The organism is Streptomyces sp. F63, from assembly GCF_018070345.1.
In the GTDB taxonomy this organism is placed as follows: Bacteria; Actinomycetota; Actinomycetes; order Streptomycetales; family Streptomycetaceae; genus Streptomyces.
The window spans coordinates 247,075-263,028 of sequence record NZ_JAGPXX010000001.1 but is presented as its reverse complement, the minus strand read 5'-3'; the positions used below and the strand labels follow the sequence as shown (position 1 = coordinate 263,028).

The following is a 15,954-nucleotide window of genomic DNA, read 5'->3' as shown; positions in this document are numbered from 1 at the left end:
CCGCCCGCGGCACACGGCCCCGCTCTCACGGTGCCCCCACGAGGGCGGGGCGGTACGGCAGCGTCAGGCGGGCCGGCGCACCTCGACCGTACGGAAGCGGTTCGCCACGAAGGCCACGTCGCACAGCGCGGCGTTCGCCGCCGGATTCCCGCCGGAGCCGTGGAAGTCGGAGAAGGCCGCGGTCTGGTTGACGTACACCCCGCCGGTCAGGTTGAGCGACAACTGGGCGCACTCCTCCAGACAGACGTCCTCCACCATGCGCTCCACCTCCTCGGAGGTGGTGTACGCGCCGACGGTCATCGCGCCGTGCTCCCGGATGGTGCGGCGCAGCAGCTCGACCCCGTCGGCCGTGGAGTCCACGGCGACCGCGAAGGCCACCGGGCCGAAGCACTCGCTGAGGAAGGCCGGCCGGTTTCCGTCGCCCTCCCACAGCTTCCGGGCGCCGTCGAGCTTGACCACGACGGGGGTGCGGACCGTGGCGCCCGGGAACTCCGCACTGGCCACCGGGCGGGAGGCGAGGGCGGTTTCGCCCAGTTCGCCGGCCTCCTCGACGCGCTTCTTCACCTGCGGATTGACCAGGGCGCCGAGCAGCGCGTTCGCCCGGGCGTCGTCACCGAGGAGCTTCTCCACGGCGGCCGCGAGGTCCGCCACCACCTCGTCGTAGGACTTCGGACCGGCATCCGTGGTGATGCCGTCGCGCGGGACGAGGAGGTTCTGCGGGGTGGTGCACATCTGGCCGCTGTACAGCGACAGGGAGAAGGCGAGGTTGGCCAGCATGCCGCGGTAGTCGTCGGTCGAGTCGACGACGATCGTGTTGACCCCGGCCTTCTCGGTGTACACCTGCGCCTGGCGGGCGTTCTCCTCCAGCCAGTCGCCGAAGGACGAGGAGCCGGTGTAGTCGATGATGCGGATCTCCGGGCGGGTGGCCAGCGTCTTCGCCAGACCCTCCTCGGGCAGCTCCGCGGCCAGCGCCACCAGATTGGGGTCGAACCCGGCCTCCGCCAGCACCTCCCGGGCCGCCGCGACGGTCAGGGCGAGCGGCAGCACGGCCCGCGGATGCGGTTTGACCAGGACCGGATTGCCCGTCGCCAGGGAGGCGAAGAAGCCGGGGTAGCCGTTCCAGGTGGGGAAGGTGTTGCAGCCGATGAGCAGCGAGATGCCGCGCGGCACGGGCGTGAAGGTCTTGGTGAGTTCGAGGGGCTCGCGCTTGCCCTGCGGCTTGGACCACTCCGCGCGCTCCGGCACCCGGGCCTGCTCGGCGTAGGCGTACGCCACCGCCTCCAGACCGCGGTCCTGGGCGTGCGGGCCGCCGGCCTGGAAAGCCATCAGGAAGGCCTGGCCGGAGGTGTGCATCACGGCGTGCGCGAACTCATGGGTGCGGGCGCTGATCCGGGCCAGGATCTCCAGGCAGACCAGGGCGCGCGTCTCGGCTCCGGCCCGTCGCCAGTCGCCCATGCCGGCCCGCATGGCGGGCAGCAACACCTCCGCATCGGGGTGCGGGTACTCCACGCCGAGTTCGAGGCCGTACGGGGAGACCTCGCCGCCCGTCCAGGCGTCGGTCCCCGGCTGGTCCAGCTCCAGGCGGCGGCCGAGCAGCGCGTCGAACGCGGCCCTGCCCTCCTCGGCGGCGTTCTCGCCGTAGGCCTTCGGGTGCTCCGGGTGGGGCGACCAGTACGCCCGGGTCCGGACGGCCTCCAGGGCCCGGTCGAGCGTGGGGCGGTGCCGCTCGGCGAGCTGGTGTGCGGTGAGATGGGGGGCCATGTCTGACCAACTCCTCGTCGAACCGGGGAACGGCGCGCCTGAGCGCTCCGTGAGAGGGACGGTGGGGTGCGGATGCGGGAACGGCTTTAGAGTAACCGAACGATCGGTCGGGACAAGGGGCTGTGGAAAACTCCGGAGAACTCCTCGTCCCCGGGTGAAAGGTATGTGCGCATGACCGAAGCCGAGCCGACGGCGACCCCGGGCGGAAAGACCCCGGCGGGCTCCGGCCACCGCCCCGCGGGCTCCGACCCGGCCACCGACCCGGCCACCGCCCTGGCCACCGCGGGATCCGGCACGCCGGCCGCCGGCCCCGCCCCGCTCGGCCCGGACCGCACCGTCGCCGTCGTCGGCACCGGCACCATGGGCGCCGGCATCGCCCAGGTCGCCCTCGTGGCCGGGCATCCCGTCCGGCTGTACGACGCCGTGCCCGGCCGGGCCGCCGAGGCGGCGGAGGGCATCGCCGCCCGCCTCGACCGGCTGGTGGACAAGGGGCGCATGGCCCCCGCCGACCGCGACGCGGCCCGCGCCCGCCTCGCCCCGGCCGCCGCGATCACCGAACTCGCGGACGCCGCGCTCGTGGTGGAGGCCGTCGCCGAGGACGCCGGGGTCAAGCGGGACCTGTTCACGGCGCTGGAGGAGGTCGTCGCGGACGACTGCCTGCTGGCGACCAACACCTCCTCGCTCTCCGTCACCGCCGTGGCGGGCGCCCTGCGGCGGCCGGGCCGCTTCCTGGGACTGCACTTCTTCAACCCGGCACCGCTGCTGCCGCTGGTCGAGGTCGTCAGCGGCTTCGCCACCGACGCCGCGGCGGCCGACCGCGCGCAGGCCACGGCCGCCGCCTGGGGGAAGACCCCGGTGCGCTGCACGGACACCCCCGGCTTCATCGTCAACCGGGTCGCGCGCCCGTTCTACGCCGAGGCATTCCGGGTGTACGAGGAGCGGGCCGCCGGTCCGGCCACCGTCGACGCCGTCCTGCGCGAGTCCGGCGGCTTCCGGATGGGCCCGTTCGAACTGACCGACCTCATCGGCCAGGACGTCAACGAGGCCGTCACCCACTCCGTGTGGGAGTCCTTCTTCCGGGACCCCAAGTTCACGCCCTCCCTCGCCCAGCGGCGGCTGGTGCAGTCCGGGCTGCACGGCCGCAAGTCCGGCCGCGGCTGGTACGACCACGGTCCGGAGGCCGAGCGGCCCGCGCCGCACACCGCGCCGCCCTGCGAGGCCCCGGCCGTGATCGCCGTCCACGGGGACCTGGGGCCGGCGGCGGAGCTGTGCGCGCTGATCGAGGAGGCGGGCATCACGGTCGTCCGGGAAGGGGCGCCGCATGCCGCGGGCGGCTTCCTGGCGCTGCCCGGTGGCACGCGCCTCGCCCTGACCGACGGGTCCGCGGCCACCACCGACGACGCCGGCACGTACATCAAGTTCGACCTGGCGCTGGACTACCGGGCCGCGGCCCGCGTCGCGCTGGCCCCGTCGGAGCGTGCCGATCCGGAGGCGGTGGCGGCCGCCATCGGACTGTTCCAGGCGCTGGGCAAGCAGGTCAGCGTGATCGCCGACGTACCGGGCCTGATCGTCGCCCGCACGGTCGCCATGCTCGTGGACTTCGCCGCCGACGCCGTGGGCCGCGGGGTGGCGACCGCCGAGGACACCGACACCGCCATGCGGCTCGGCGTGAACTACCCGCGCGGACCGCTGGAGTGGGGCGAGGCCCTGGGCGCCCGCTGGGTGCGGGACGTGCTGCGGAATCTCCACCGGGCCCATCCCACCGGCCGCTACGCCCCGTCCCCGTATCTGCTCCGCCGGGCCGCCGCCGAAGAGAACCTGCTTGAATCATGACCATGGCCAAGCGCGACACCTACACGCCCGAATCGCTCCTCGCGGTCGCCGTCGGGGTGTTCATCGAGCGCGGTTACGACGGCACCTCCATGGAGCACCTGTCGCGGGCCGCGGGGATCTCCAAGTCGTCGATCTACCACCATGTGCGCAGCAAGGAGGAGCTGCTGCGGCGGGCCATAAGCCGGGCGCTGGACGGCCTGTTCGCCGTGCTCGACGAACCGGGCGCGCGGGAGGGCCGGGCCGTCGAACGGCTGGAGCACGTGACGCGGCGCACCGTCGAGGTGCTGATGACCGAGCTGCCCTACGTGACCCTGCTGCTGCGGGTCCGCGGCAACACCGGCACCGAGCGCTGGGCGATGGAGCGGCGCCGCGAGTTCGACCAGCGGGTCGCGGCCCTGCTCAAGCAGGCGGCGGCGGACGGCGATCTGCGCGAGGACATCGACGCGCGGCTCGCCACGCGGCTGCTCTTCGGCATGATCAACTCCATCGCGGAGTGGTACCGCCCGGACGGTGGCGGAGCAGCCGAGCGCGAGCGGGTCGCGGACGCGGTGGTGCTGATGGCCTTCGGCGGTCTGCGCATCTCCTGAGCGCCTCAGCCGTCCGGGGCCTCTGCGGGACCGGGCCCGGCGGTCCGGGCCCCGACCCGTCCAGGGCCCCGACCCGTCCAGGGCCCCGACCCGTCCAGGGCCCCGACCCGTCCGGGGCCCGGACCGGCGGGGCGCGCCCGCCGTCTACGGCTCCGGGCCGAGGTCCGTCTCCTCGAAAACCAGCAGGGTGCGGGTGCTGAGCACCTCCGGGATCGACTGGATCCTCGTGAGCACCAGTTCCCGCAGCGCCCGGTTGTCCTCGGTGTGCACCAGCAGCAGCACGTCGAAGTCCCCGCTGACCAGGGCGATGTGGGCGGCCCCCGGCAGTTCCTGCAGTTGTTCGCGGACCCGGCGCCAGGAGTTCTGCACGATCTTGAGGGTGATGTACGCGGACGCGCCCTGGCCGGCCCGCTCCTGGTCGATCCGGGCGCTGAAGCCGCGGATGACCCCGTCCTCGACGAGGCGGTTGATGCGGGCGTAGGCGTTGGCGCGCGAGACGTGCACCTGCTCGGCGACGGACCGTATGGAGGCGCGGCCGTCCGCGCGCAGGATCTGCAGGATGTCGCGGTCGATGGCGTCGAGCGGCCGCGCGGGAGGTCTCGGGCCGTCGTCGGCGGCCATCTGTTCAGCGGGCATTTCCCTGTGCCACCCCCTCGTGGACGTCCTGTGCACATCCCACGCTGTGGAAAACCGTTTGTCCACAGGCTGGGGCCGCCTGTAGCCAAACTGTGCCGATGGACCGAACAATCGGTAGGGGAGTCCACCCCGCTCCGCGTTCCGAAGCCCCCGCCCCCCGGCGCACCCCGCCGGGGCAGTCCAGGAGGTGTACGTCCATGACGGTCCTGCAGCAGACCGCCGCGTCCCCCCGGCCGGTCCCGCCGCCCGCCTGGCGGCCCCGCACCGATCCGGCTCCCCTGCTGCCGGACCGGGAACCGTTCCGCGTACTCGGCACGCCCGCGGCCCGCGACGCCGACCCGGCGCTGCTGAAGCGCCTCTACGCCGCCCTGGTGCGCGGCCGCCGCTACAACACGCAGGCCACCGCGCTCACCCGGCAGGGCCGGCTCGCCGTCTACCCGTCCAGCACCGGCCAGGAGGCGTGCGAGGTGGCCGCCGGCGAGGTCCTGGCGGAGCGCGACTGGCTCTTCCCCAGCTACCGCGACACCCTGGCCGCCGTGGCCCGCGGGCTCGATCCCGTCCAGGCCCTCACCCTGCTGCGCGGCGACTGGCACACCGGCTACGACCCCCGTGAGCACCGGGTGGCCCCGCTCTCCACCCCGCTGGCCACCCAGCTCCCGCACGCCGTGGGCCTCGCGCACGCCGCCCGCCTCAGGGGGGACGACGTCGTGGCGCTCGCCATGGTGGGGGACGGCGGCACCAGCGAGGGCGACTTCCACGAGGCGCTGAACTTCGCCGCGGTCTGGCAGGCCCCGGTCGTCTTCCTCGTCCAGAACAACGGCTTCGCCATCTCCGTACCGCTCGCCAAGCAGACCGCGGCGCCCTCCCTGGCGCACAAGGGCGTCGGTTACGGCATCCCCGGCCGCCTGGTCGACGGCAACGACGTCGCCGCCGTCCACACCGTCCTGGACGAGGCGGTGCGGCGCGCCCGCGCCGGCGGCGGGCCCACCCTCGTCGAGGCCGTCACCTACCGCATGGAGGCGCACACCAACGCCGACGACGCGACCCGGTACCGGGAGGCGGAGGAGGTCGAGGTGTGGCGCGCCCACGATCCGATAGCGCTGCTGGAGCGCGAACTGCGGGAGGCGGGGCACCTCGGCGACGAGGACGTGGCGGCCGCGCGGGAGGCGGCCGAGGAGATGGCCGCCGGCCTGCGGGCCCGGATGAACGAGGACCCGGTGCCGGAGCCCATGGACCTCTTCGAGCACGTCTACGCCCGGCGCACCACGCAGCTGCGCGAGCAGGCGGAGCAGCTGCGCGCCGAACTGGACGCCGCCGAGGAGACGGAGCAGACGGAGCAGACGGGGGAGGACCACCGGTGACCACCGCACCGGCCGCCGAGAAGCCGGCCACGACCACCCGCAAGCCCGCCACCATGGCGCAGGCCCTCAACCGCGCGCTGCGCGATGCCATGGCCGCCGACCCCGCGGTGCACGTCCTCGGCGAGGACGTCGGCACCCTGGGCGGTGTCTTCCGGATCACCGACGGCCTGACCGCCGAGTTCGGCGACGACCGCTGCACCGACACCCCGCTGGCGGAGGCCGGCATCCTCGGCACGGCCGTCGGCATGGCGATGTACGGGCTGCGGCCGGTCGTCGAGATGCAGTTCGACGCCTTCGCCTATCCCGCCTTCGAGCAACTGCTCAGCCACGTCGCGAAGATGCGGAACCGCACCCGCGGTGCCATGCCGCTGCCCATCACCGTGCGGGTGCCGTACGGCGGCGGCATCGGCGGGGTCGAGCACCACAGCGACTCCTCCGAGGCGTACTACATGGCCACCCCCGGCCTCCACGTCGTCACCCCCGCGACGGTCGCCGACGCCTACGGGCTGCTCCGCGCCTCCATCGCCTCCGACGACCCGGTGGTCTTCCTGGAGCCGAAGCGGCTCTACTGGTCCAAGGCCGACTGGACCCCGGAGTCCCCGGAGCCCGTCGCCCCCATCGGCCGCGCCGCGGTCCGCCGCACCGGCCGCTCGGCGACGCTGATCTCCTACGGGCCGTCCGTGCCCGTCTGCCTGGAGGCGGCCGAGGCGGCCCGTGCGGAGGGCTGGGAGCTGGAGGTCGTCGACCTGCGCACCCTGGTGCCGTTCGACGACGAGACGGTGACCGCCTCCGTCCGCCGCACCGGCCGGGCCGTCGTGGTGCACGAGGCCACCGGGTTCGCCGGCCCCGGCGCGGAGATCGCCGCCCGGGTCACCGAGCGCTGCTTCCACCATCTGGAGGCCCCGGTGCTCCGCGTCACCGGATTCGACATCCCGTATCCGCCGCCCATGCTGGAGAAGCACCATCTGCCCGGTGTCGACCGCGTCCTCGACGCGGTGGCCCGGCTCCAGTGGGAGGCGGACTTCCCCGGCCGCGAGGGGGACCGCTGATGGCCGCCGTCCGGGAATTCGCGCTGCCCGACCTGGGCGAGGGACTGACCGAGGCGGAGATCGTCCGCTGGCTGGTGGAGGTGGGCGACGTCGTCTCCGTCGACCAGCCCGTCGTCGAGGTCGAGACGGCCAAGGCGATGGTGGAGGTCCCCTGCCCCTACGCGGGGGTGGTGACGGGCCGTTTCGGCGAGGAGGGCACGGAACTCCCGGTCGGTGCGGCGCTGCTGACGGTCGCCGTGGGCGCCGCTTCCGCGGCGGAGGGCGCCGCGGCCGGCTCCGGTGGCCCGGGGCCGGAGGACTCCCGCCCGCCCGCCGCGGCGGTGGACGGGGCGGCCGGTGAAGGATCCGGCAACGTCCTCGTCGGGTACGGCACGGGCGCGCCGCCCGCGCGCCGCCGCCGGGTCCGTCCCACGGGTCTCGGCGGCCGCGGCACCGCGGGAGCGGGCCGCGCCCCGGCGGCTCCGGGAGACGCCCGCTCCCGGAACGGCTCCCGCGCCGGAGCGGGTTCCGGCCGGGTCGGGCCCGGCGGGGCGGGCTTCCGCGAGCCGGGCGTGGAGATCGGTCCGGGCACCACGGCCGGTCCCGGCCCGGCCGCGGCCCCCGGCAGTGGAGCGTCCGCCGCCCCCGGCACCGTCCGTGCCGGTGGCGCGGACGGAGCGCCTCCCGGGACGGAGCGGCGGGACGGCCCGGTGGCCGTCATCTCGCCGCTGGTGCGCCGGCTGGCCCGGCAGAACGGCCTCGATCTGCGGCAGTTGACGGGCTCGGGCCCCGAGGGGCTGATCCTCCGCGCCGACGTCGAGAGCGCGGTGCGGCGGGCTGCCGAGCGGCCCGGCCCGGCCGCGCCCGCCACGGGTCCGGAGGCGCCGGTCTCCGCGGCCGGGCGGACGGCCGCGGCCGATGCTCCCGGGCGCGGGGACACCGGAGGACCGACGGGGACCGCACGGTCCTCCGCGGCCCCTACGGGGACCCCGCCGACGGCCGTCGCGGCGGCCGGGCGGGGCCTGCGCTCCGAGCGGATCCCGCTGCGCGGCGTCCGGGGGGCCGTCGCCGACAAGCTGTCCCGCAGCCGCAGCGAGATCCCCGACGCCACGACATGGGTCGATGCCGACGCCACCGAACTGCTGGCGGCGCGGGCGGCCATGAACACCCCCGGCCGCCCCAAGGTGTCGCTGCCGGCACTGCTGGCCCGGATCTGCACGGCGGCCCTCGCCGAGTACCCGGAGCTGAACTCCACCGTGGACACCGCGGCCCGCGAGGTGGTCCGGCTCCCGGCCGTGCACCTGGGCTTCGCGGCGCAGACGGACCGGGGCCTGATGGTGCCGGTGATCCGGGATGCCCACACCCTCGGAGCGGCCGCGCTGTCGGAGGAGTTCGCCCGGCTCACGGAGGCCGCCCGCGCGGGCCGGCTCACCCCCGCCGAGCTGACCGGGGGGACCTTCACCCTCAACAACTACGGCGTCTTCGGCGTCGACGGCTCCACACCGATCATCAACCACCCGGAGGCGGCCATGCTCGGCGTCGGCCGGATCGCCCCCAAGCCCTGGGTGCACCGTGGAGAGCTGGCCGTACGGCAGGTCGTGCAGCTGTCGTTCACCTTCGACCACCGGGTCTGCGACGGCGGCACGGCCGGCGGCTTCCTCCGCTACGTCGCCGACTGCATAGAGCAGCCGGCCCTGCTCCTGCGCACTCTCTGACCGCCCGGCCCGGACGCCCCGGCCCGGGCCGGCCCGGCACGGACGCCCCGGCCCGGGCCGGCCCGGCACGGAGCCGCCCGGCTCGTGCCGGGTCCGGCCGGTCCGGTGTGGCCGTGCGGGTCCGGTGACCGGGGCGGCCCGGCATCCGCCGCCGGTGCGGCCCGCGTGGCCGCCCTTCCCGGGGCGGCCCACGGGCGCGGGCGGGACGGCGCCCCGGCGGGCGGCCGGTTGCCCGGGCCGGCCGGGGCCCGGTGATACTCGGGGCATGACTGTGCTGGTGTACGACGCCGTGGTGCTGGCCGGCGGAGCCGCGAAGCGGCTGGGCGGCGCCGACAAACCGGGGCTGCGGGTCGGCGGCCGCCCCCTGCTGGACCGGGTGCTGAACGCCTGCGCGGACGCGGCCGAGACGGTCGTCGTCGGTGCGCGGCGCCCGACCGTACGGCCCGTGCGCTGGACGTTCGAGCAGCCGCCGGGCGGCGGGCCCCTGGCCGCGCTCAACGCGGGGGTCCGCCTGGCCGGTGCCCCCGTCGTGCTCGCGCTCTCCGCCGATCTCCCGTTTCTGACGGCGGACACCGTACGGGCTCTGCTCACCGCCCTCGACGCGCCGCACCCGGACACCGGTGCGGGCGCCGGCACGGAGACGGAGACGAAAACGGACACGGACACGGACACGGACGTGGACGCGGACACCGGCGAGCGAGTGGAGACCGGCACGGGCCGGGGCGGATCCGCCGGTGCCCCCGGGCCGGGGCTCACCGATGGCCCCGGTGAGGCCGGCGTTTCCGCGGTCTCGGGCGGCGCTGCCGGTGCGGGCCTCGGTGCCGGTGCCGTCGGGTCGCCGGGTGGCCGCGGCCGGTCGGGCCCGGCGGGATCCGTCTCTTCCGCCGTCGCGCGGCCGCCCGCCGGGGCCCGCCGCCCGGAGACCGTGCACCGCCCGGCCGGCCCGGCGCTCCCGGTCCGCCCCGACGGTGTGCTGCTCACCGACGCCGACGGCCGGGACCAGCCCCTCGTCGCCGTCTACCGCACCGAACCGCTGCGCCGTGAACTGGCCCTGATCGCGGCCGAACACGGCGGCCTCGCGCACCTCCCGCTGCGCCTGCTCACCGCCGGCCTGTCGCTCCGCCGCCTGCCGGCCCCCGACCCCGCCGCGGCCTTCGACTGCGACACCTGGGACCACCTTGCCGCGGCACGGGCCCGCATCAGGGACCATGGGCGGGTGTTGGACGAATGGATTTCCGAAGTCAAGCAGGAACTCGGCATCGAACTGGACGTGGACACCGCCGCGCTCCTCGATCTCGCGCGTGACGCCGCCCACGGGGTGGCGCGGCCCGCCGCCCCGCTGACCACTTTCCTGGTGGGGTACGCGGCCGGCCACTCCGGCGGCGGCTCCGAGCAGGTACTGGCCAACGTCCGCCGGGCGGCGGCACTGGCCGCGCGCTGGGCCGAGGAGGCGGGCAAGGACCCGGGGAAGACCACGGAATGACACACCGGGGAGCGGACCGAGGCGCCGCCGGTGCCGACCGGGAGGTCGACGAGGCCCTGGCGATCGCCAACGACGGCCCGCCGTCACCGCGTTCGGCGGCCGGGTCCGCCGGGGAGCCGGAGCTGCCGGCCGCCGGCGCGTCCCCCGGGAGATCCGCCGGTCCGCTCGCCGGTCCGCCCGCCGGGCCGAGCGGCGGGCCGAGCGGCGTGACCCTTGCGGGACCGCCGGCCGGGGAGGACGACGCCTGGGACCCGTGGGACCGGATCAACGGTGAGGAGCACCCCGAAGGGGCGTCCGGCACCCGGCCGTCCGGGCCGGATGACGGCGGCCGGCCGGATGACGGACGTGGGCACGGGCACGCCCGCACCCACGAGCAGCCGGGCCGTTACGGCCCCCCGGAGACCCCGGCGAGCCGTGGCGGAGGACCGGGCGCCCCGGCACCACCGGGGGAACGCCGCGGGCACCGGCACGGAGCCATGCCCTGGTCCGAGGCCCGTGCCACCGCCGCCCGTGCGGTGCGCGGCCCGCTGGGCCCGGAGGTCCGTCACCTGCCGGAAGCGCTGGGCACGGTGCTCGCCGAGCCGCTCACCGCGCTCACCGATCTGCCGTCCTTCGACTCCTCCGCCATGGACGGCTGGGCCGTGTCCGGCCCGGGCCCCTGGCGGATCGCCACCGGCGAGCCGGGGGTCCTGGCCGGGGACGACGGTCTCGTCCCGCTGGAGGACGGTCACGCGGTCCGCATCGCGACGGGGGCGCGGGTGCCGCCGGGCACCACCGGCGTGCTCCGCAGCGAGTACGGCGAGATCCGCCGGCGCCCGGCCCGCGGCTCCGGTTCCGGCCCGGGCCGGGAGGGCGGCGTTCCGGACGGCGTCCCGGAGCACGGTGCCGGGGACGGCGGCGGCAGCGGCGGAGAGGACCGCCGGCCCGCCGGCCCTCGTGGAGCGGACCGGAACCGGGCCGACGCCGGCCACCCCACCGGCCACCCCACCGGCCACCCCACCGGCGCACCCTCCACCAGCGCCCCGGACGCGGGAACGCCCGCACCCGGCGACGCCTGGCTGCACACGGCCGGCGGCCGTACCGTCGTGCCCGGCCAGGACATCCGCCCGCGCGGCCAGGAGTGCCGCAGCGGCGACCGGCTGCTGGCGGCCGGGACGGCCGTCACCCCCGCCGTGCTCGGTCTCGCCGCCGCCGCGGGCTACGACGAGCTGCGGACGGTGCGCCGCCCGCGCGTGGAGGTGCTGGTGCTCGGTGACGAGCTGCTGCACTCAGGGCTTCCCCGTGACGGCCGCATCCGGGACGCGCTCGGCCCGATGCTCGGCCCCTGGCTGGAGGCGCTGGGCGCGGAGGTCACCGGGACGCACCGGCTCGGCGACGACGCCGGAGTGCTGCACACCGCGGTCACCGCGTCGGACGCCGACCTGGTCGTCACCACCGGCGGTACGGCCGCCGGCCCGGTCGACCATGTGCACCCCGTGCTCCGCCGGGCCGGGGCGGACGTGCTGGTGGACGGCGTCGCCGTGCGCCCCGGGCACCCCATGCTGCTGGCCCGGCTCGCGCCCGGCCGGCACCTCGTCGGTCTGCCCGGCAACCCCCTCGCCGCCGTCTCGGGGCTGCTGACGCTCGTCGAGCCGCTGCTCCGCGCGCTCTCCGGCCGCGCGCCGCGCGCCGCCGCGTACGTCCCGCTGGCCGGGGGCGCCCCGGGCCACCCCCGGGACACCCGGCTGGTGCCCGTGGTGCGCCGGACGGGCGCTCCGGCCGCGTACCCGCCCGGCCGTTCCGCGCGGCCCGGACACTCCGGCGGCCGCGGCGCGGGCACCCATGGGACCGGCGCCGGGACCGCCGCGCGCACTGGCGCGGGGGCCGGCCACCGGGCGGTGCCGTTGCGCTTCAACGGACCGGCTATGCTCCGCGGGATCGCCGCCGCCGACGGGCTCGCCGTCGTCCCGCCGGGCGGCGCCGAGGACGGATCCATGGCGGAGATTCTCGAACTCCCCTGGTTCGAGGGGGAAACCGAGTGAAGCTGCCCAGTTACGACATCGCCGCACGGGACGCCCCGGACGCCACCGGCTTCCGCATCCAGCTGCCGCGCCGCATCGCCGTGCACCCGCTGCGCCAGGTGGCGCAGCGGCTGCTGCTGGCGCTGCTGGTCCTGCTGACCACCGTGCTGATCGTCTACCTGGACCGCGAGGGCTACACCGACAACACCGACAAGAACGTCGACTTTCTCGACGCCGTCTACTACGCCACCGTCACCCTCTCCACCACCGGCTACGGCGACATCATCCCGGCCAGCGACGGCGCCCGGCTCGTCAACGTCCTGGTGGTGACGCCGCTGCGGGTGATGTTCCTGATCATCCTGGTCGGCACGACCCTGGAGGTCCTCACGGAGCGCACCCGTGAGGAGTGGCGGCTGGCCCGCTGGAGGACCCACTTGCGCGACCACACCGTCATCATCGGCTTCGGCACCAAGGGGCGGTCGGCCGTGCAGACCCTGAACGCCAAAGGGCTGCCGAAGGACCAGGTCGTCATCGTCGACCCGAGCAGCAAGGTGATCGACTCGGCCAACGCCGAGGGCTTCGTGGGCGTGATCGGGGACGCCACCCGCAGTGACGTCCTGCTGCGCGCCGAGGCGCAGAAGGCCCGCCAGATCATCATCGCCACCCAGCGCGACGACACCGCCGTCCTCGTCACTCTGACGGCCCGTCAGATGAACCGGGCGGCGAAGATCGTGGCGGCCGTGCGGGAGGAGGAGAACGCGCCGCTGCTGCGCCAGTCCGGGGCCGATGCCGTGATCACCAGCGCCAGCGCCGCCGGCCGGCTGCTCGGCCTCTCCTCCCTCAGCCCCAGCGCGGGCATGGTCATGGAGGACCTCATCCAGCAGGGCAGCGGGCTCGACATCGTCGAGCGCCCGGTGGTCAAGGCCGAAGTGGGCCGTTCCGTGCGGGAGACGGAGGACCTGGTGGTCTCCGTCCTCCGCGGGCACCGGCTGCTGGCGTACGACGACCCGACCGCCGGCCCGCTGCGCTCCACCGACCGCCTCATCACCATCGTCCGGGCCCGCCCCCGCGGGCAGACCGCGGAGCCGGAGGACCGCCGTCCGCGGGAGTAGCCTCGCGGACATGTCCATTCACGCGATCACCATCCCCGAACCCGGCGGACCCGAGGCCCTGGTGTGGGCCCCGGTCCCGGATCCCGTACCCGCTGAGGGGGAGGTGCTGGTCGAGGTGGCCGCCAGTGCCGTCAACCGCGCCGACGTCCTTCAGCGCCAGGGCTACTACGACCCGCCGCGGGGCGCCTCGCCGTATCCCGGACTGGAGTGCTCCGGGCGGATCGCGGCGCTGGGCCCGGGAGTCGCCGGCTGGTCCATCGGCGACGAGGTGTGCGCGCTGCTCTCGGGCGGCGGTTACGCGGAGAAGGTGGCCGTGCCGGCCGGGCAACTGCTGCCGCTGCCGGAGGGCGTCGACGCGGTGACGGCCGCGGCCCTGCCGGAGGCCGCCTGCACGGTCTGGTCCAACGTCTTCATGATCGCCCACCTCCGGCCCGGCGACACCCTGCTGGTGCACGGCGGGGCGAGCGGCATCGGGACCATGGCGGTCCAGCTGGCGAAGGCGGCCGGCGCCCGGGTCGCGGTCACCGCGGGCAGCCCGGAGAAGCTGGAGCGCTGCCGGGAGCTGGGCGCGGACATCCTGATCGACTACCGCGAGCAGGACTTCGTCCAGGAGCTGCGCAAGGCCACCGAGGGCGCGGGGGCCGACGTCATCCTGGACATCATCGGCGCCAAGTACCTGGACCGGAACGTGAAGGCCCTCGCGGTCAACGGCCGGCTCGCCATCATCGGCCTGCAGGGCGGTGTCAAGGGAGAACTCAACCTGAACGCCCTGCTGTCGAAGCGGGCGGCCGTCACCGCCACCTCACTGCGCGCCCGCCCGGAGGCGGAGAAGGCGTCGATCGTCGCGGCCGTGCGCGAGCACGTGTGGCCGCTGATCGCCGCCGGCCGGGTGCGGCCGGTCGTGGACCGCACGCTGCCGATGCGGGACGCCGCCGAGGCGCACCGGGTGCTGGAGGCCGGCGGCCACGTCGGCAAGATCCTGCTGGTGCCGTAGCGGCGCGCCTCCGCCCGGAGAGCCGCGGGACGCCGGACCGCCGGGATGCCGGACCGCCGGGATGCCGCACCGCCGGGATGCCGGTAAAGGCCCCCCGTGTGACGCTGGACACTCCAACCGTTCCGGTCCGGGAAGGGGGCCGAGCGTGACTCCGGTGTTCCGCTCACGGCTCGCGTCGGGACTGCTGGCAGCCGTGGTGCTCGTTCCCGCGCCCCTCGTCCTCCTGCACGACCACCTCTCCGGGGACGCGGAACCGCGGGCCGCGGCCTCCCCCACCGCCCGGCGCGGGGCCGACACCCCGGCGGGACGGCGGGCGGCCGTGGGCCGCACCCGGCCGGGCCGGGCCGCCCTCCCGGACCGCATCCCGCCCGGTGACCCCGCCCCGTGGGCGCCACCCGCGCGGGACCACGGGACGGGGCCGGACGAAGGGCAGCGCCCGGACGAAGGGCAGCGCCCGGACGTCTTCCCGTACGGGCACGCGGACGAGCCACGGCCGTACGACCCGCTTCCGTACGGGCGGAGCCCCGGCGGGCCGGGCACGCCCGGGAGGGAGCCGGGCGGCGGTGCGGAGCCGGACGGCACGGGTGGGGCCGCGGACCAGGGACCCGGATCCGGATCCGACGCCGGGTCCGGCACCCCGGCCGCCGTGCCGGACGGCCGACCGGCGGCGCGGGTGCTGCCGTTCGGCACCGGTCTGGTCCTCTTCGGTCTGGGGCTCGGTTACTTCGGCTTCCGGCTGCGCCGCCGCGGCTGAGGCCGCGGCCGGACCGCCTACCACCCGCGGCGGTCTGTGACGATCGTCTCTCCGCGCCCCTCCCCGCCGGTCCCGGGGCGCGTGCGCGAGAATGGCGGCATGGAGAAGCCGAGGAATGAACGGTCGCAGGAGAGCTCCCATGTCCTGGTCGTGGGACCGGACGGGATGGCTCTCGGAAGCGCCGCTTCCGGTGGCGGGGAGGAGCAGGACGAGTCCCGCGAGACCCCCCTGACGGAGATGGTCGAACAGCCCGCCAAGGTCATGCGCATCGGCAGCATGATCAAGCAACTGCTGGAAGAGGTCCGGGCGGCTCCTCTCGACGAGGCGAGCCGGGTACGGCTCAAGGAGATCCACGCCAGCTCCGTCAAGGAGTTGGAGGACGGCCTCGCCCCGGAGCTGGTGGAGGAACTGGAGCGGCTCTCGCTGCCGTTCACCGACGACGCGGTGCCCACCGAGGCGGAGCTGCGCATCGCCCAGGCGCAGCTGGTCGGCTGGCTGGAGGGCCTCTTCCACGGCATCCAGACCGCTCTCTTCGCCCAGCAGATGGCGGCCCGAGCCCAGCTGGAGCAGATGCGCCGCGCGCTGCCCCCGGGAGTCCACCTGCCCGAGCCCGAGAACGAGGAGGAGGAGGCCGGCCGGCCCGGCGGCGGCGCCCGCTCCGGCCCGTACCTCTGATGGGCCGGGCGCCCC

At 75.7% G+C, this 15,954-nt stretch carries 13 protein-coding genes and 1 pseudogene; 12 read left to right on the top strand and 2 right to left on the bottom strand.

Features of this window, described 5'->3' with window-relative positions; all coding sequences use genetic code 11:
• Positions 1-63 precede the first annotated feature (63 nt).
• Positions 64-1,761 (bottom strand): phenylacetic acid degradation protein PaaN, encoded by a 1,698-nt coding sequence (gene paaN, locus KBZ10_RS01180; RefSeq protein ID WP_210985542.1) that lies wholly within the window; start codon positions 1,759-1,761, stop codon positions 64-66.
• A 171-nt stretch (positions 1,762-1,932) separates the two neighbouring features.
• Between paaN and KBZ10_RS01175 the strand changes: the two genes are divergently transcribed.
• Both KBZ10_RS01175 and KBZ10_RS01170 read left to right on the top strand, forming a co-directional pair.
• Positions 1,933-3,594, top strand: a complete 1,662-nt coding sequence (locus KBZ10_RS01175) for a 3-hydroxyacyl-CoA dehydrogenase (RefSeq protein WP_210985541.1) — start codon at positions 1,933-1,935, stop codon at positions 3,592-3,594.
• Positions 3,591-4,181 carry a TetR/AcrR family transcriptional regulator gene (locus tag KBZ10_RS01170; protein ID WP_210985540.1) on the top strand — a complete coding sequence of 197 codons (591 nt, stop codon included), beginning with the start codon at positions 3,591-3,593 and terminating at the stop codon, positions 4,179-4,181. The genes KBZ10_RS01175 and KBZ10_RS01170 overlap by 4 nt, the downstream gene beginning before the upstream one ends.
• 144 nt (positions 4,182-4,325) lie before the next feature.
• On the opposite strand, the gene KBZ10_RS01165 is transcribed toward KBZ10_RS01170, so the two are convergent.
• A complete protein-coding gene (locus tag KBZ10_RS01165) occupies positions 4,326-4,817 on the bottom strand; it encodes an Lrp/AsnC family transcriptional regulator (RefSeq protein WP_210985539.1) in 492 nt (163 codons plus the stop codon).
• Positions 4,818-5,014: 197 nt separating this feature from the next.
• Here KBZ10_RS01165 and pdhA point away from each other — a divergent pair, with 197 nt between their 5' ends.
• The 10 genes and pseudogenes from pdhA to KBZ10_RS01120 all read left to right on the top strand — a co-directional run bounded on the left by pdhA (position 5,015) and on the right by KBZ10_RS01120 (position 15,939).
• The gene (gene pdhA, locus KBZ10_RS01160) at positions 5,015-6,178 is read left to right on the top strand and encodes a pyruvate dehydrogenase (acetyl-transferring) E1 component subunit alpha (RefSeq protein ID WP_210985538.1); all 1,164 of its coding nucleotides are present in this window, start codon (positions 5,015-5,017) and stop codon (positions 6,176-6,178) included.
• A gap of 53 nt (positions 6,179-6,231) precedes the next feature.
• Positions 6,232-7,227: an alpha-ketoacid dehydrogenase subunit beta gene (locus KBZ10_RS01155; protein WP_210985751.1), complete on the top strand. Its 996-nt coding sequence runs from the start codon at positions 6,232-6,234 to the stop codon at positions 7,225-7,227.
• The gene (locus KBZ10_RS01150) at positions 7,227-8,921 is read left to right on the top strand and encodes a dihydrolipoamide acetyltransferase family protein (RefSeq protein WP_210985537.1); all 1,695 of its coding nucleotides are present in this window, start codon (positions 7,227-7,229) and stop codon (positions 8,919-8,921) included. The genes KBZ10_RS01155 and KBZ10_RS01150 overlap by 1 nt, the downstream gene beginning before the upstream one ends.
• Before the next feature lie 265 nt (positions 8,922-9,186).
• Positions 9,187-9,477: pseudogene (locus KBZ10_RS30435) on the top strand (NTP transferase domain-containing protein); the annotation flags it as partial.
• Positions 9,478-9,621: 144 nt separating this feature from the next.
• Positions 9,622-10,404, top strand: coding sequence for a DUF6457 domain-containing protein (locus KBZ10_RS30430; protein ID WP_374223290.1), 783 nt, complete (start codon positions 9,622-9,624; stop codon positions 10,402-10,404).
• Positions 10,401-12,425, top strand: coding sequence for a molybdopterin molybdotransferase MoeA (locus KBZ10_RS01140; RefSeq protein ID WP_210985535.1), 2,025 nt, complete (start codon positions 10,401-10,403; stop codon positions 12,423-12,425). Before KBZ10_RS30430 ends, KBZ10_RS01140 begins: the two co-directional genes overlap by 4 nt.
• On the top strand, positions 12,422-13,516 hold the full coding sequence (locus KBZ10_RS01135; RefSeq protein ID WP_210985534.1) for a TrkA family potassium uptake protein: 1,095 nt from the start codon (positions 12,422-12,424) through the stop codon (positions 13,514-13,516). Before KBZ10_RS01140 ends, KBZ10_RS01135 begins: the two co-directional genes overlap by 4 nt.
• Positions 13,517-13,532: 16 nt before the next feature.
• Entirely contained in the window at positions 13,533-14,510 is a 978-nt protein-coding gene (locus KBZ10_RS01130) for an NAD(P)H-quinone oxidoreductase (protein ID WP_210985750.1), read from the top strand.
• 145 nt (positions 14,511-14,655) lie between these two features.
• Positions 14,656-15,264, top strand: a complete 609-nt coding sequence (locus tag KBZ10_RS01125; protein WP_210985533.1) for a hypothetical protein — start codon at positions 14,656-14,658, stop codon at positions 15,262-15,264.
• A gap of 99 nt (positions 15,265-15,363) precedes the next feature.
• Positions 15,364-15,939 (top strand): bacterial proteasome activator family protein, encoded by a 576-nt coding sequence (locus tag KBZ10_RS01120; RefSeq protein ID WP_210985532.1) that lies wholly within the window; start codon positions 15,364-15,366, stop codon positions 15,937-15,939.
• Positions 15,940-15,954: the final 15 nt, after the last annotated feature.

What these genes read in the sequence shown, in the direction of transcription:
- paaN (WP_210985542.1), bottom strand. Translation starts at nt 1,761, where the DNA reads ATGGCCCCCCATCTCACCGCACACCAGCTCGCCGAGCGGCACCGCCCC.
- KBZ10_RS01175 (WP_210985541.1), top strand. Translation starts at nt 1,933, where the DNA reads ATGACCGAAGCCGAGCCGACGGCGACCCCGGGCGGAAAGACCCCGGCG.
- KBZ10_RS01170 (WP_210985540.1), top strand. Translation starts at nt 3,591, where the DNA reads ATGACCATGGCCAAGCGCGACACCTACACGCCCGAATCGCTCCTCGCG.
- KBZ10_RS01165 (WP_210985539.1), bottom strand. Translation starts at nt 4,817, where the DNA reads ATGCCCGCTGAACAGATGGCCGCCGACGACGGCCCGAGACCTCCCGCG.
- pdhA (WP_210985538.1), top strand. Translation starts at nt 5,015, where the DNA reads ATGACGGTCCTGCAGCAGACCGCCGCGTCCCCCCGGCCGGTCCCGCCG.
- KBZ10_RS01155 (WP_210985751.1), top strand. Translation starts at nt 6,232, where the DNA reads ATGGCGCAGGCCCTCAACCGCGCGCTGCGCGATGCCATGGCCGCCGAC.
- KBZ10_RS01150 (WP_210985537.1), top strand. Translation starts at nt 7,227, where the DNA reads ATGGCCGCCGTCCGGGAATTCGCGCTGCCCGACCTGGGCGAGGGACTG.
- KBZ10_RS01140 (WP_210985535.1), top strand. Translation starts at nt 10,401, where the DNA reads ATGACACACCGGGGAGCGGACCGAGGCGCCGCCGGTGCCGACCGGGAG.
- KBZ10_RS01120 (WP_210985532.1), top strand. Translation starts at nt 15,364, where the DNA reads ATGGAGAAGCCGAGGAATGAACGGTCGCAGGAGAGCTCCCATGTCCTG.